This is a genomic window from Luedemannella helvata, from assembly GCF_039528415.1.
Classification (GTDB): Bacteria; Actinomycetota; Actinomycetes; order Mycobacteriales; family Micromonosporaceae; genus Luedemannella; species Luedemannella helvata.
In genome coordinates, this window is sequence record NZ_BAAALS010000002.1 from 143251 (window position 1) to 156460 (window position 13210).

Annotated in this window: 14 protein-coding genes; 10 read left to right on the top strand and 4 right to left on the bottom strand. The window is 70.5% G+C overall.

Annotated features, from left to right (window positions below):
- Positions 1-17 precede the first annotated feature (17 nt).
- The 6 genes from ABD191_RS02795 to ABD191_RS02820 all read left to right on the top strand — a co-directional run bounded on the left by ABD191_RS02795 (position 18) and on the right by ABD191_RS02820 (position 4850).
- Positions 18-1007 carry an ATP-binding cassette domain-containing protein gene (locus ABD191_RS02795; RefSeq protein WP_344076396.1) on the top strand — a complete coding sequence of 330 codons (990 nt, stop codon included), beginning with the start codon at positions 18-20 and terminating at the stop codon, positions 1005-1007.
- The gene (locus ABD191_RS02800; RefSeq protein WP_344076398.1) at positions 1004-1849 is read left to right on the top strand and encodes an ABC transporter permease; all 846 of its coding nucleotides are present in this window, start codon (positions 1004-1006) and stop codon (positions 1847-1849) included. The genes ABD191_RS02795 and ABD191_RS02800 overlap by 4 nt, the downstream gene beginning before the upstream one ends.
- A gap of 162 nt (positions 1850-2011) precedes the next feature.
- Entirely contained in the window at positions 2012-2461 is a 450-nt protein-coding gene (locus ABD191_RS02805) for a mannan-binding lectin (protein ID WP_344076400.1), read from the top strand.
- A 60-nt stretch (positions 2462-2521) separates the two neighbouring features.
- Positions 2522-3784 (top strand): MFS transporter, encoded by a 1263-nt coding sequence (locus ABD191_RS02810; RefSeq protein WP_344076402.1) that lies wholly within the window; start codon positions 2522-2524, stop codon positions 3782-3784.
- A gap of 148 nt (positions 3785-3932) precedes the next feature.
- Positions 3933-4223 carry a hypothetical protein gene (locus ABD191_RS02815; RefSeq protein ID WP_344076405.1) on the top strand — a complete coding sequence of 97 codons (291 nt, stop codon included), beginning with the start codon at positions 3933-3935 and terminating at the stop codon, positions 4221-4223.
- Between the two features lie 132 nt (positions 4224-4355).
- A complete protein-coding gene (locus ABD191_RS02820) occupies positions 4356-4850 on the top strand; it encodes a phospholipase (protein ID WP_344076407.1) in 495 nt (164 codons plus the stop codon).
- Positions 4851-4886: 36 nt separating this feature from the next.
- On the opposite strand, the gene ABD191_RS02825 is transcribed toward ABD191_RS02820, so the two are convergent.
- Positions 4887-5285, bottom strand: coding sequence for a hypothetical protein (locus tag ABD191_RS02825; protein WP_344076409.1), 399 nt, complete (start codon positions 5283-5285; stop codon positions 4887-4889).
- Positions 5286-5516: 231 nt separating this feature from the next.
- On the opposite strand from ABD191_RS02825, the gene ABD191_RS02830 reads away from it, so the two are divergent.
- Positions 5517-6278, top strand: coding sequence for an alpha/beta fold hydrolase (locus ABD191_RS02830; RefSeq protein WP_344076411.1), 762 nt, complete (start codon positions 5517-5519; stop codon positions 6276-6278).
- A gap of 231 nt (positions 6279-6509) precedes the next feature.
- The gene (locus ABD191_RS02835; protein ID WP_344076778.1) at positions 6510-7889 is read left to right on the top strand and encodes a nitronate monooxygenase; all 1380 of its coding nucleotides are present in this window, start codon (positions 6510-6512) and stop codon (positions 7887-7889) included.
- On the opposite strand, the gene ABD191_RS02840 is transcribed toward ABD191_RS02835, so the two are convergent.
- Positions 7874-9559 (bottom strand): alpha/beta hydrolase fold domain-containing protein, encoded by a 1686-nt coding sequence (locus tag ABD191_RS02840; RefSeq protein ID WP_344076413.1) that lies wholly within the window; start codon positions 9557-9559, stop codon positions 7874-7876. The genes ABD191_RS02835 and ABD191_RS02840 overlap by 16 nt on opposite strands.
- Positions 9560-9847: 288 nt before the next feature.
- Between ABD191_RS02840 and ABD191_RS02845 the strand changes: the two genes are divergently transcribed.
- Both ABD191_RS02845 and ABD191_RS02850 read left to right on the top strand, forming a co-directional pair.
- Positions 9848-10051 carry a cold-shock protein gene (locus tag ABD191_RS02845; protein ID WP_344076415.1) on the top strand — a complete coding sequence of 68 codons (204 nt, stop codon included), beginning with the start codon at positions 9848-9850 and terminating at the stop codon, positions 10049-10051.
- Positions 10052-10214: 163 nt separating this feature from the next.
- Positions 10215-11288 carry a fatty acid desaturase family protein gene (locus tag ABD191_RS02850; protein ID WP_425560641.1) on the top strand — a complete coding sequence of 358 codons (1074 nt, stop codon included), beginning with the start codon at positions 10215-10217 and terminating at the stop codon, positions 11286-11288.
- On the opposite strand, the gene ABD191_RS02855 is transcribed toward ABD191_RS02850, so the two are convergent.
- Both ABD191_RS02855 and ABD191_RS02860 read right to left on the bottom strand, forming a co-directional pair.
- Positions 11285-11797: a DUF6624 domain-containing protein gene (locus ABD191_RS02855; RefSeq protein ID WP_344076418.1), complete on the bottom strand. Its 513-nt coding sequence runs from the start codon at positions 11795-11797 to the stop codon at positions 11285-11287. The two genes, ABD191_RS02850 and ABD191_RS02855, sit on opposite strands and share 4 nt — an antisense overlap.
- A gap of 123 nt (positions 11798-11920) precedes the next feature.
- Entirely contained in the window at positions 11921-13021 is a 1101-nt protein-coding gene (locus ABD191_RS02860) for a lytic polysaccharide monooxygenase auxiliary activity family 9 protein (protein ID WP_344076420.1), read from the bottom strand.
- Between the last annotated feature and the right edge of the window lie 189 nt (positions 13022-13210).

Genomic DNA, 13210 nt, shown 5'->3' on the forward strand with positions numbered 1-13210 from the left:
GACGAAGGGATCACGGCATGGGGGAGTTCGCGATCGAGGCCGCCGGCCTGGAGAAATCGTTCGGCGACACGCGCGCGCTCGCGGGCCTCGACCTGCGGGTGCCGGCCGGCTCGGTGTACGGGTTGCTCGGCCCGAACGGCGCCGGCAAGACCACGGCCGTGCGGGTGCTCGCCACGTTGCTGCGCCCGGACGCCGGCGAGGCGCGCGTCTTCGGCCACGACGTGGTCAGCGAAGCCGACGCGGTCCGTTCCCGGGTCAGCCTCACCGGCCAGTACGCGTCCGTGGACGAGGACCTGACCGGACAGGAGAACCTCATCCTGCTGTGCCGGCTGCTCGGCTACGCCAAGCCGGCCGCGCGCGAGCGCGCCGCGCGGCTGTTGGAGGCCTTCGGGCTCACCGACGCGGCCGAACGCCAGGTGAAGAAATACTCCGGCGGCATGCGGCGACGCCTGGACATCGCGGCGAGCATCCTCAACACGCCCGACCTGCTCTTCCTGGACGAGCCGACGACCGGGCTGGACCCGCGCAGCCGCAGCCAGGTGTGGGACATCATCCGGGTCGTGGTGGCTCGCGGGACGACCGTGCTCCTGACGACGCAGTACCTGGACGAGGCCGACCGGCTGGCCGGGCGCATCGCCGTGGTCGACCACGGGCGGGTGATCGCCGAGGGCACCCCGGGCGAGCTGAAGTCGTCCATCGGCGCCGGCACGGTCCACCTGCGACTGCGCGACGCCGCCCAGCGCGAGGAGGCCGCCGCGATCCTGGCGAAGACGCTGGACGCGGTCGTTCAGCCGGAGGCTGACCTCACGTCCCTGACCGCCCGGGTGACCGCCGACGGTGACGACCTCGGCGCGAGCGCGCAGGCGTCCCGGACGCTGCTCGCGCTGGCCGAGGCGGGCATTGTCGTCGACGACTTCTCACTCGGCCAGCCCAGCCTGGACGAGGTGTTCCTGGCGCTGACCGATCGGCCGGCGCCGCACCACGACGAACTGGAGGCCACCCGATGACCACCGCCACGCAGTCGGACGCCGCTGTCTACACGCCCTCGGCCGCCGCGCTCAGCGCCGTGCTGGCACCGGGCGAGCGCCCGCGGCGGCCGAACGCGCTCGCGACGTCGCTGACCTTCGGCTGGCGCGCCCTGCTCAAGATCAAACACGTACCCGAGCAGCTGTTCGATGTGACCGCTTTCCCGATCATCATGACGTTGATGTTCACGTACCTGTTCGGCGGCGCGCTGGCCGGCTCCCCCAGGGAGTACCTGCAGTTCTTCCTGCCGGGCATCATGGTCACCAGCGTCGTGATGATCACGATGTACACGGGCCTGGGCCTGAACATCGACATCGAGAAGGGCGTCTTCGACCGGTTCCGCTCCATGCCGGTCTGGCGGCCCGCCCCGCTCGTCGGCATGATCTTCGGCGACCTGCTCCGCTACGTGCTCGCCGCCGTGGTGATCCTCGGCGTCGGGCTGGTCCTCGGCTACCGGCCGGCCGGCGGTGCCGTCGGCGTGCTGGCCGGCATCGGCCTGCTGGTCGTCTTCTCGTTCGCCCTGTCGTGGGTGTGGACCTGGTTCGGGCTGGTCCTGCGCACGGAGAAGTCCGTCATGGGCGTGAGCATGATGATCCTGTTCCCGCTCACGTTCCTCAGCAACGTCTTCGTGCAGCCGGCCACCATGCCCGGCTGGTTGCAGGCGTTCGTGAAGGTCAACCCGATCACCCACCTGGTGGACGGCGTGCGCTCGACCATGAGCGGCAGCCCCGACGGGCAGGCCATCACCATCCTGTTCGCCGAAAGCGTCGTCATGGTCGCCGCGTTCGGCTACCTGACGATGCGCCGCTACAACCGCCGCTAGCCGCCGCACGGGCGGGGCGTGGCGAACGTGGCCGACGGCACCGCTGCGGCGCCCGGCGGAAGACGCCGGCCCAGGAACACGCGCGACCATTGGCCTTCTTATCGTATGAGAGCAATTAGCATGATTTTGCTCAATTTCTATGCGAGTAAAGGGTTTCATTCAATGGATCGTCGCGTTTTTCTGCTGGGTGCCGCCATCGCGCCTGTCGCCGCGCACCTGCCCGCCTTCGCCGACCCCGCCTCAGCGGCGGTCGCGGCGCGGGCCGACACACCCACGTTCACGGTGAACGTGCCGGCCGGCCCGCTGGCCGACAACGCCGCGGCACAACGGATCGGGCCCGCGATCGCGGCCGCGCACCGCGGCCGCTACACCGGGCAGTGGACGACAGTTGTCCCGGGTTCGATGAGCGTGGTCGAGATCGAGTTGCCGGCCGCCCGCACGGGCGCGACCGAGCACACGATGGACGTACTGGCGGGGCCGATCTGGAACAACGCTGACGCTCAGGCCAAATGCCCGGCGATCTGCGCCAGCTACGGCGGCACCTGGAACGGCCAGTGGACCACGGTCGCGCCGGGCCGGATGAGCGTGGCGGGCTGCACCTTCCGGTTCTGAGCCCGGATGGGACTCGATCTATATTTAACCGATGGGAGCGATCTGTTTATCGGCGCCTGAGTGAGCGCGGACGGCGTCTCGTGGCGACGCCTCGTCGTAGTCTTCGCCGTGACCCAGACCGTGGGGTACGGGGCGCTGATCCAGGCGTTCACGGTGCTGCTCATCCCGATGGCCGCCGACCTGGGCGCCTCCCGGCCCGCCGTCGCCGGCGCGGCCACGATCTCGACCCTGGTCGGCGCGATCGCCGCTGTGCCGGTCGGCCACCTGCTCGACCGGTTCGGTGGGCGGATGCTGATGTCGGTGGGCTCCGCGGTCGCGGTGGTCGCGGTCGTCGTGTGGGCGCAGGCCACGTCGATCGCGCACCTCTACGTGGCATTCGGGATGGTCGGACTGGCCCTGGCCATGTCGACGTACGAGGCGGCCTTCGCGGTACTCGTCGTCGCCACGGAGGCCGACAGTCGCGACCGGGCGATCCTCGCCGTCACCTCCATCACCGGGCTGGCCACCGGCCTGTACTACCCGCTGGCCGGCTGGCTGGAGTCCACGCTCGGGTGGCGGGCGGCCGTGCTCGTCATGGGCGGGCTGATCGCCGCCGTCGCGCTGCCCGCGCACCTGTGGGCGGTACCCGCCCGCGCGGTGCACGTACGCCGTGTCGCGCGGCGAACCGGCGTGCCCGTCGGCACCGCGCTGCGCGACCCGCGCCTCTATCTGATCGGGGTCGCCTTCCTGGCCCAGGCCGGCGCGGTCGCCGGCTTCCTGCTGATGCTCGTCACCTACCTGCGCGACATCGGCCATTCCGTCGCCGTCGCCACCACCATGCCCGCCATCGTCGGGGTCCTCATGGTCGTTTCGCGGCTCGCGCTCTCGCCGCTCGCGCGCCGGTACGGGATGACGCGCGTGACCACGGTCTCGTTCGTCGTACAGGGCCTGGGCATGTTGGCGCTGCCGCTCGTGGGCGCCTCGCTCGGGCTGGCGGTCGCCTGCGTGGCCACGGTCGGGCTCGGGCAGGGCATCGGGGTGATCGCGCGGCCGTCCATCGTGGCCGACGCGTTCGGCGCGGCCCGCTTCGGGAGCATCATCGCCGTGCTGACCGTACCGATCGCCCTGTCGCGCTCCGGCACGCCGCTGCTCGCCGCCTGGCTGGCCGACTGGCGGTTCCTGGTCATGACAGGTGTCGCCTCGCTCGCGGCGGCGGCCGCCCTGGCGCCACTGACCCGCGCTCGCGCCCGGCTGGTCGAGGCGCCCCACATCCCGCGCCAGCGCGGCGCGTCCATGAGTGACCACACGGCTGAACCACCCCGGACATCCGGTGCCATACGGTGACGGCACCACTTCAGGAGGTGACCGGGCCACCCCGGCGAAAGCGGCTTTGTCCGCGGACGTGCGCACCGTGTACCCGCAACTCAACCCGAGCGGCTGACGCCCGTACGGGCACTACCGCGCCATAGCGGCGGTTCGCTACGCTCCCGCGATGATCTTTGTGGACGGCCAGTCCAACGAGCGGTTGGTGCTCGACGGCGAGTGGTTCGAGAAACTGCGCGGCGGGCAGTCGAAGACCCGGGTCCCGGCGGCGTCGTTCCGGGGCGCGGCCTGGCAGGACATCGCGCGGCGCACGCGCCTGTTCGGCGGCGAACGCGAACATCTGGTCCAGGTGACGCTGACGTTCGAGGGCGGACCCTTCGTCGGGTTCGTCACCGACGCCGCGAAGCGACCGCAGTTGGAACAGCTCGTCAACCAGTTGGAGGCGGCGCGGACGCCCTGACGACCGTGCGGGTTTGCCCGTTTGCGCGGCGGATGGAGAAGGGTCACCTTCGATATAGGCCGACGTCCATGAATGAGTCGACACTGAGGGCCTCTGGTGACTCACCAGTAACCGTCCCCTCGGAGGTCACCCATGACCCGTCGGCTCACCATCCCGCTGGCCGTCATCCTCGTCGTCGTCCTCGGCTTCGGCCACTCCGCCGTCGCCGCCACCACGGACAGGATGGCGGTCCTGTCCAGCTGGACGCAGACCAGCGCGTCCAGCTACAGCGCCTGGAACTCGGCCCGGCAGAACCAGGCGGCCTGGGCCTCGTACGCGTTCGACTGGAGCACCGACTACTGCTCCAGTAGCCCGGACAACCCGCTGGGCTTCGACTTCAGGCTGTCGTGCTACCGGCACGACTTCGGCTACCGCAACTACAAGGCAGCCGGCCAGTTCGACGCGAACAAGAGCCGCCTCGACAGCGCGTTCTACGAGGACCTCAAGCGCAAGTGCGCCACGTACAACTCGTTGGTCCGGCCGGCCTGCACGTCCCTCGCCTGGACGTACTACCAGGCGGTCCGCAACTTCGGATCCGTCGTGGTGCGCGACAGCGACATCGATCGCGCGGCTGCCCTGCTGCCGTAGGCCCCGGCGGACGACGCCCGCGTCCCGGTTGACCGATCAGGCAGCGGTCACCCGGACGCGGGCCGGCCGCTGGGACAGCAGTTCCAGCGTCACCGGGCGCACGGCGGTAAGAACCTGGAAGCGGTACCCGGAAACGACCCGGTCGCAGTGCTCCTCGGTCGGCGCCACGGTGCTGCTCAGCTCGATCGCGGACGCGTCACCGATCAGCTCGGGCGCGGTGTCGCGCGGCAGCGGATCGCCGTAGCCGCCCACGCTGACCTTCTCCCCCGCCCGTAGGGTGACCGTGCCCTCCAGGAGCGGTGCCGGTGACGGAATCCGGTCGTAGCTGGTCATGCTGGTCGCGCACAGCAGTGTGCCCAGCGGCCCTTTTCCCTGCATGCCGACCACCACGGTGGCGGCGGCGAGAGCGACCAGGACAGCCGCCACTACCAGCATCAATGCGACCGGACGCCGCACGCCCATCACCAACGGGACCTCCCCCGACCACACCAGCGGCCCGGCACCATGATGCCAGCGGACACTACGAGGCCGGGCGCCGCTCCTGGAGCACGACGCCCGGGCATCGCCGCCTGTTCCTCTCGCCCCGGCCGGTCGGAAGCGGGAACCGTGTGGGCGACCTGGGGATCGGTGTGGCTAACTTCCCCCACCGTCTCAACGGAGTCCATCATGCTCTCGTCCCGTCGTTCCCGCGTACCCGTGGCTGTCGCCGCGCTGGCCCTCCTGCTGGTGGCCGGTTGCTCGGAGACCGGACAGCCCGCCGCCGCGAAGCCGAGCCCGGTGCTCGACCACTGCGCCGTTGACGTGTCCGCCGCCAGGCAGGTCACCTTCGCCAACGGCGCGGGCGGCCAGCTCCGGGGGACCGTGTTCGGTGCGGGCGGCACCGGAATCGTGCTCGCGAACCAGGCCAACAGCTCCCGCTGTGCGTGGGAGGACAAGCACGGCATCTTCACCGGCAAGCAGTACCGGGTGCTGGCGTTCGACTTCGCCGGGCACGGCGAGTCGTCCGATGCCGAACAGCTCAGCGGTGCGGACGACGTCGCGGCGGCGGCCGCGTTGCTGCGCGCGGAGGGCGTCACGACGATCGTCCTGATCGGCGCGTCCAAGGGCGCCGGCGCCGTCCTGGCGGCGGCGGCCACGATCACCCCGCCGGTCGGGGCGGTCGTCGCGCTGTCCAGCGGCGGCGAGTCGGACGGCAGGGATCTCACGAAGGTGGTCAACAAGCTGACCATGCCGGTCCTCTATCTCGCCTCCGACTACGACAGCGGGGCGGCCGAGAACGTGAAGGTCTTGGGTCCGCTGACGACGTCGCCCGGTACGGAGCACCATGTGCTGACGTCCGTCACGGGACACGGCATCCCGATGCTCGTCGAGGACGAGGTGAAGACCCTGGTGACGGACTTCCTCGCCAAGCACGCCCCGGCCGCCTGAACGGTCGGGCGGGACGTAGGGCCGTTGGTCCGTCACGGCGGTGACGTTCGGCAGTGCCGGGCCCGGGGTCGACGCCGGCAGGGTGGGCTGCGACATGTTCGAGCGCGGAACGGATGCCGGGTGACGTGGACAGGCCCTACGGTGAGTGAGATCGAGGTCGGCCCCCAGGTGTTGACCGGTGCCGTGTGGCGGGTGGGCGGCGCGGCGTTGCCGGTCATCATTCAGGGCGGCATGGGCGTCGGCGTGTCCGGCTGGCGGCTGGCCCGCGCGGTCGCCGGCGCGGGCCAGCTGGGCGTGGTGTCCGGGGTGGCGCTGGACGCGCTGTTGGCCCGGCGGCTGCAGCGCGGCGATCCGGGTGGCGAGCTGCGCCGGGCGCTGGCCCACTTCCCGGTGCCGGAACTCGCCCAACGGGTCCTGGACCGGTTCTTCGTCCCCGGCGGCCTGCCGCAGGGCGAGCCCTTCCGGCCCGTCCACCACATCGGGCTGGCGCCGCGCAGGCAGGCGCTGGAACTGGCCGTGGTGGGCAACTTCGTCGAGGTGTTCCTGGCCAAGGCTGGCCACGGCGGGCCGGTCGGCATCAACTACCTGGAGAAGATCCAACTTGCCACGCCGGCCGCCCTGTACGGCGCGCTGCTGGCCGGGGTGGACGTGGTCCTGATGGGCGCCGGGCTGCCCACCGAGATCCCGCGGCTGCTGGACGCGCTGACCCGGCACGCCCCGGCCGAGTTGTCGGTCGCCGTGGACGGCGCGCCCACCGGCGAACGGCACACCGTCCGCCTCGACCCGCCGGGCCTGCTCGGCGCGGCGCTGCCGCCGCTGCGCAGGCCGCGACTGCTGGCGATCGTGTCCTCGGCGACGCTGGCCGCCTACCTGGCCCGGGATCCGGCCACCTGCCCGGACGGGTTCGTGCTGGAGACCCCGGTGGCGGGCGGGCACAGCGCCCGTCCCCGTGGGCGGTTCGCGGTCACCGACGACGGCGAGCCGGTCTACGGCCCCCGGGACCGGGTCGACGTGGCCAGGGTGCGGGAGCTGGGTCTGCCGTTCTGGCTGGCCGGCGGGTACGGCACGCCGGACCGGCTGGTCGAGGCCCGCCAGGCCGGCGCGGCGGGGGTACAGGTGGGGACGGCGTTCGCGTTGTGCCGCGAGTCGGGCCTGGACCCGGCGCTGCGCCGCCGGCTGCTGGCCGGGGCGGCCGACGGCACGCTGCTCGTACGTAACCACGGCGCCGTCTCACCGACCGGGTTCCCGTTCAAGGTCGTCCACCTGGCGGGCACGATGTCCGACGAGGAGGCGTACGCCACCCGGCCGCGCCTGTGCGACCTCGGCTATCTGCGTACCCCGTACCGCAAGGATGACGGCCGGGTCGGTTACCGCTGCCCGGCCGAGCCGGTCGACGCCTACGTGCGCAAGGGTGGGCGCGCGGCCGACACGGCGAGCGCGCGGTGCCTGTGCAACGGGCTGACGGCCACGATCGGGCTGGGCCAGCACCGCGCTGACGGGTACGCCGAGCCGGCGCTGGTCACGCTCGGCCAGGACCTGGCCTTCCTGCCGGAACTGGGCCGCGACGGCGACTACGGCGCCGCCGACGTCATCGCCTACCTTCGCGGCTGACGACCCAGCCACTCGTCGAGACGCGTCGCGGCGAGGCGGGCGCGGCCCTCATCGGGGATGAGACTGCGTTCCTGCAGTTCCAGCCCGAAGTAGGTCGCGTGGGGATCGGTGACCACCGTGCGCGGGTCGCCGCGGGTACCCAGCAGGTGCCTGACGAGGTCGTCGAGCGGGAACCGCTGGGGCCCGGCGACCTCGACCGTGCCGTTCACCGGGGGGCCGACCGCGACCTCGACCAGGGCCTTGACGACGTCCTCGGCCGCCATGGGCTGGATGAGCGCGGCCGAGAGCCGCACGGTGTCCCCGTCGGTGGCGTCGTCGGCGATCCGCTCGAGGAACTCGAAGAACTGCGTCGCCCGCACGATCGTGTACGGGATCGGGGACGCCATGATCAGGTTCTCCTGGGCGAACTTCGCCCGGAAGTAGCCGCTGTCGGCCGTACGGTCCACTCCCACGATCGACAGGGCCACGTGGTGCGTGACACCCGCGTCGACCTCCGCGGCGACCAGGTTGCGGGTGGAGGTGGTGAAGAAGTCCATCACGGCCGCGTCCTCGAAGGACGGCGAGTTCGTCACGTCGACGACGACCTGGGCGCCCGCCAGCGCCTGCGCCAGGCCCTCCCCGGTGAGGGAGTTGACACCGGTACCCGGCGAGGCCGCCACGACCTCGTGCCCGAGCCCGCGAAGCTCGTTCACGAGCTTGCCGCCGATCAGCCCGGTGCCGCCGATCACCACGATCTTCGCCGTGAGCGCCTGCCGCAGCACCGCGATCGCCTGGGCGGTGGCCGCCCTGGCGGCGTTGGTGTCCCTGAGCGGGTTCAACATCATGAAGTCGTGGCAGATGCCGTCGTAGCGCACGGTCGTGACCGCCACCCCGGCCGCGCGCAGCTTCGCGGCGTACGCCTCCCCCTCGTCGCGCAGCACGTCCGCCTCGTCCACGAGCACGAACGCCGGCGGCAGGCCCCGAAGGTCGTCGAGGGTCGCCCGCAGCGGTGAGGCCGTGATCTCCGCCCGCACGGCGTGGTCCGGGGCGTAGTTCTCCCAGAACCAGGCCATCGCCTTGGCGGTCAGGTACGGCCCGTCGGCGAACGCGCGGTAGCTGTCCGTGTCCATCCCGGCGTCCGTGACCGGGTAGTACATCGACTGGTGGACGAACCTGACGTCACCGCGACGCTTCGCGAGCAGGGTCACCGCGGCGGTCATGTTGCCGCCGACAGAATCGCCCGCGATGGCCAGCCGCGCGGCGTCCAGGCCGTACGCCGCGCCGTCGGTCATGATCCACCGTGCCGCCGCGTAGACCTGCTCGATCGCCACCGGGTAGCGCGCCTCGGGCGACGGCGTGTACGCCACGAACACCACGGCCGCGCCGACCCCCGCGGAGATCTCCCGCACGAGCCGGTCGTGGGTGCCGGAGTTGCCCAGCACCCAGCCGCCGCCGTGCACGTACAGCACCACCGGCAGCGGGCCGGTGGCCCCCTGGGGTCGCACGATCCTGACCCGGACGTCGCCGACGGTCACCCACCGCTCGTCCACCGGTGGCGCGTCGACCGGACCGGCCTGCGCGTCGTCGAGGACCTCGCGGGCCGCCTGCGGGGCGAGCTCGTAGAGGAACGGTGGCTTTGACGTGGCCTCCGCGAACTCCCGCGCGGCCGGCTCCAGCACAACTTCGGGCACGACGTGCCTCCTCCATCGGCGTTTCTCCTGTTCAAGACGCTAGGAGCCGCAGCGGCGACGCAGTGCCGAATGCCCGAAAGCGCTCCCGGGAAGCGGGCCGGACGGCGATCTTGATCACGGGTCACCCTGGTCACAGCCTTGTTCTCGTGGGTGCCGCTGCGCTACCATGGAGGGGTAATTCGTTGCGATGTGATTTTCCAGATGTCATGTAAGCGCCTGAGGGGATCGTCCCAGGCGCTTTTTTGCATTGCCGTCCATCGCTTCGTAACTGCCTGAAGAGGAGATGGCATGGCAACCGGAATCGTGAAGTGGTTCAACGCCGACAAGGGCTTCGGCTTCATCACCCCCGACGGCGGCGGCCCCGACGTCTTTGCCCACTACTCGGGCATCGCGTCCAGCGGCTTCCGCAGCCTCGACGAGAACCAGCGCGTGGAGTTCCAGATCACGCAGGGTGCCAAGGGCCCGCAGGCCCAGGACATCCGGGTCATCTGACAGGCCTTCTCACACACCCGGCGCGCGCTCCGCGCGCCGGGTGTGTCGCACCTAGCCCCGGTCAACCCACCGGTCGCCTCCGACACCGCGCGGCTTCAGGCCCGCGACCCCCGTATCAGGGATGCTCACGTTCCAACCCCTCAGCCGCAGGAGAGACCCCAGCTTGACGACGTCCGTGATCCCCACCCCACGCTCCGCCACCGACGCCACACCCGGGCGAGGGAACCGGGGCACCCCGTACGCCGACCTGTCCCGCCGCATCAAGGCCCAAGGGCTGCTCGAGCGCCGGCACGCCTACTACATCACGCGAATCGCCGTCACGGCCCTCATGTTCCTGGGCGGCTGGACGGCCGTCGTGCTGCTGGGCGAGTCCTGGTACCAGCTGATCGTCGCGGTATTCCTCGCTGTCGTGTTCACCCAGATGGGATTCCTCGGCCACGACGCCGGGCACGGGCAGATCCTCGGTTCGGCACGCGCCAGCCGGGTGCTCGGACTCCTGCACGGCAACCTGGCCATCGGCCTGAGCTACGGCTGGTGGATCAGCAAGCACACCCGCCACCACGCGCACCCGAACGACCCCGACAAGGATCCCGACGTCGGGGTGGGCGCGCTCATCTTCACCCCCGGCCAGGCGGCCCGCCGCCGCGGCATCGGCGCGCTGTGGACACGCTCACAGGCGTACCTCTTCTTTCCCCTGCTCTTTCTTGAGGGTCTGAACCTGCACGTGGCCAGCGTGCGCGACCTGATCCGGCCGGGCCGCAAGTCGCGGTGGCTCGAGTTGGGGCTGCTCACCATCCACCTGGTCGGCTACGCGACCGTGGTGTTCATGGTGATGTCGCCCTGGCAGGCGATCGCGTTCATCGCCGTGCAGCAGGGCCTGTTCGGCTTCTACATGGGCTGCAGCTTCGCGCCCAACCACAAGGGCATGCCGGTCCTCGGCCCCGAGGACAGCGCGGACTTCCTGCGCCGGCAGGTGCTGACTTCGCGCAACATCCGGGGCGGGTGGTTCGTCGATGTCGTCTTCGGCGGGCTCAACTACCAGATCGAGCACCACCTGTTCCCGAGCATGCCGCGACCGAGTCTGCGTCGGGCCCAGAAGATCGTGCGGGAGTTCTGCGCCGACCACGGGGTCTCCTACCTGGAGACGGGTACGTTCCGCTCGTTCGCCGAGGCGCTGCGACACCTCCACGAGGTCGGCGAGCCACTGCGCCAGCGTCGATCCGCGGCCTGGGGCTAGAGCAGGCGCATCTGGCGCTCGTACTCGGCGAAGGGCGGTAGGCCGACCGACCGCCGCCTTTCGTCGAGGTTGGCGGGGTCGGCGATCGGTTGGGGCGTCAGCTGCCCTCCCCCACCGGGTTCGCGCCAGAACTGCGTTCCGTACAGCTGAGGCTTGCCGTCGGCGCGGAGCACCCGGTCAGTGAGGTAGGCCAGGTAGGCCGGGTCCGCCTCGCGGTCGCGCACCGCCTCCTCCAGCAGGCCCAGACAGCGCCGCTGCACCTCCGGATGATCGTCGGCGTGCTGGGCCAGCAGCGAGGCCGCGTGCGCGGCGTGCTCGCCGACCTGGCTGCGGCGCGGCCAGCCATGTCGATCGAGTACGGCCGTCAGCCAGCGGGTGTTCTCGTCGTCCACGGCGCGCATGCGCTCGGCCACCTCGTCGGTGATCGGCCCGGCCCCGATCCGCGCCCGTACCTCCTGGTCGCGTTCCATCCGGGCGATAAGCTCCGCCGCCAACTCCTCGTGGCTCATCACACCAGGGTGCACCGCAACGGCCCATGGCACATAGTCCAGGAATCGAACAGTATGCATTCGCACGCCTGAGGCCCGCGGGAGCCCGGTATCTGGACCGGACCCCCACGGGTACCCCTTGTGTCAGCTGGCGGTGCAGGTGAGCGTGGGTGCGGAGTTGGTGCCGCTCCACGTTCCGTTGAATCCGAAGCTGGTGCTCTGGCCAGCGCCGAGCCTGCCGTTGTAACTGACGTTGGTCGCGGTGACGGCCGATCCGCTCGAGGTCACGGTCGCGCTCCACGCCTGTGTGATCGTCTGGCCGTTCGGCCAGGTCCACCTCACGGTCCAGCCGTTGATGGCCGCGTTTCCGGCGGTGACGTTCACGGTCGCGGAAAAGCCCGAGTTCCACTCGGAGCCCTTCGTGTACGTGGCGGAGCAGCCACCCGTCACGGGGCCGCCCGAGGTGACCGGCGCCCGGGTGGTGACCGGCGCGGAGGTGACCGGCGTCCGGGTGGTCACGGGCGCGGAGGTGACCGGCGCCCGCGTGGTGATCGGGGTGTTGCCGCCGCCGAACATCACGTCGCTGCACCACATGTAGGCCTGGTCCGCGTGCGAGGCCTGCCAGATGGTGAACACGATGTGACGACCGGTGTATCCGGAGGTCGAGACGTTGAACGTGATGTCGGTCGCCGGCGCGTACCTGCCGGTCTGGGTGATGAAGTCGAGGTCTCCCCAGCCGAGTGCCTTGGTCGTCGGGTCGTACCCGTTCTTGCTGACGTAGACCCTGAAGAAGTCAGCACCGTGGCTGGCCTGGTCGTACAGGTGCATGGTGAAGTTGTTGCCGATGCTGGTGGTCTTCCATGCGCCCGGCTTGTTCAGGCTGTCGTTAGACGAGATGTTGTTGCTGCACAGCTTCCCGTCCGGGGTAGAGCCCTGGAAGTTGCCGCCGAGACCATCGCGCAGCGCACTCATCCAGTTCCACATGGTGTTGGTATTGGCCTGCCATGCCTGCCAGCACATGGGGTCCTGCTGCTGCATGGACGGGTCCATGTGGTTGCCGCCCCAGGTGGACCAGCACTGGTAGGCGCGGCTTGCCGGGTCGACGATGTTGCCGTGTGCCTGGGCCGGGTTGCCCAGGGTCAGCGTGCCGGCCATCGCGGTGATCAGCGCGGCGAGCGCGATGAGGACCAGCCGGCCGGCTGACCGGTGTCGCCCAACGGATTGGCTGGGCAGTTGTGAGGGCATGGCGCATTCTCCATTTCGTGTCGTGACAAGCTCTGGATTTCCAGCAGAGTGGTGACACGCGAAATCGCCTGGCGCCTCGACCCGTTCCGGCACGTCGAGGCCACGCAACATCGACAGCGACAATTGCGCGACGACGCAGTTCGCGCTCGCTCCAGCGCACGGCTCCCACGGAGATTGTAACTATTCCAG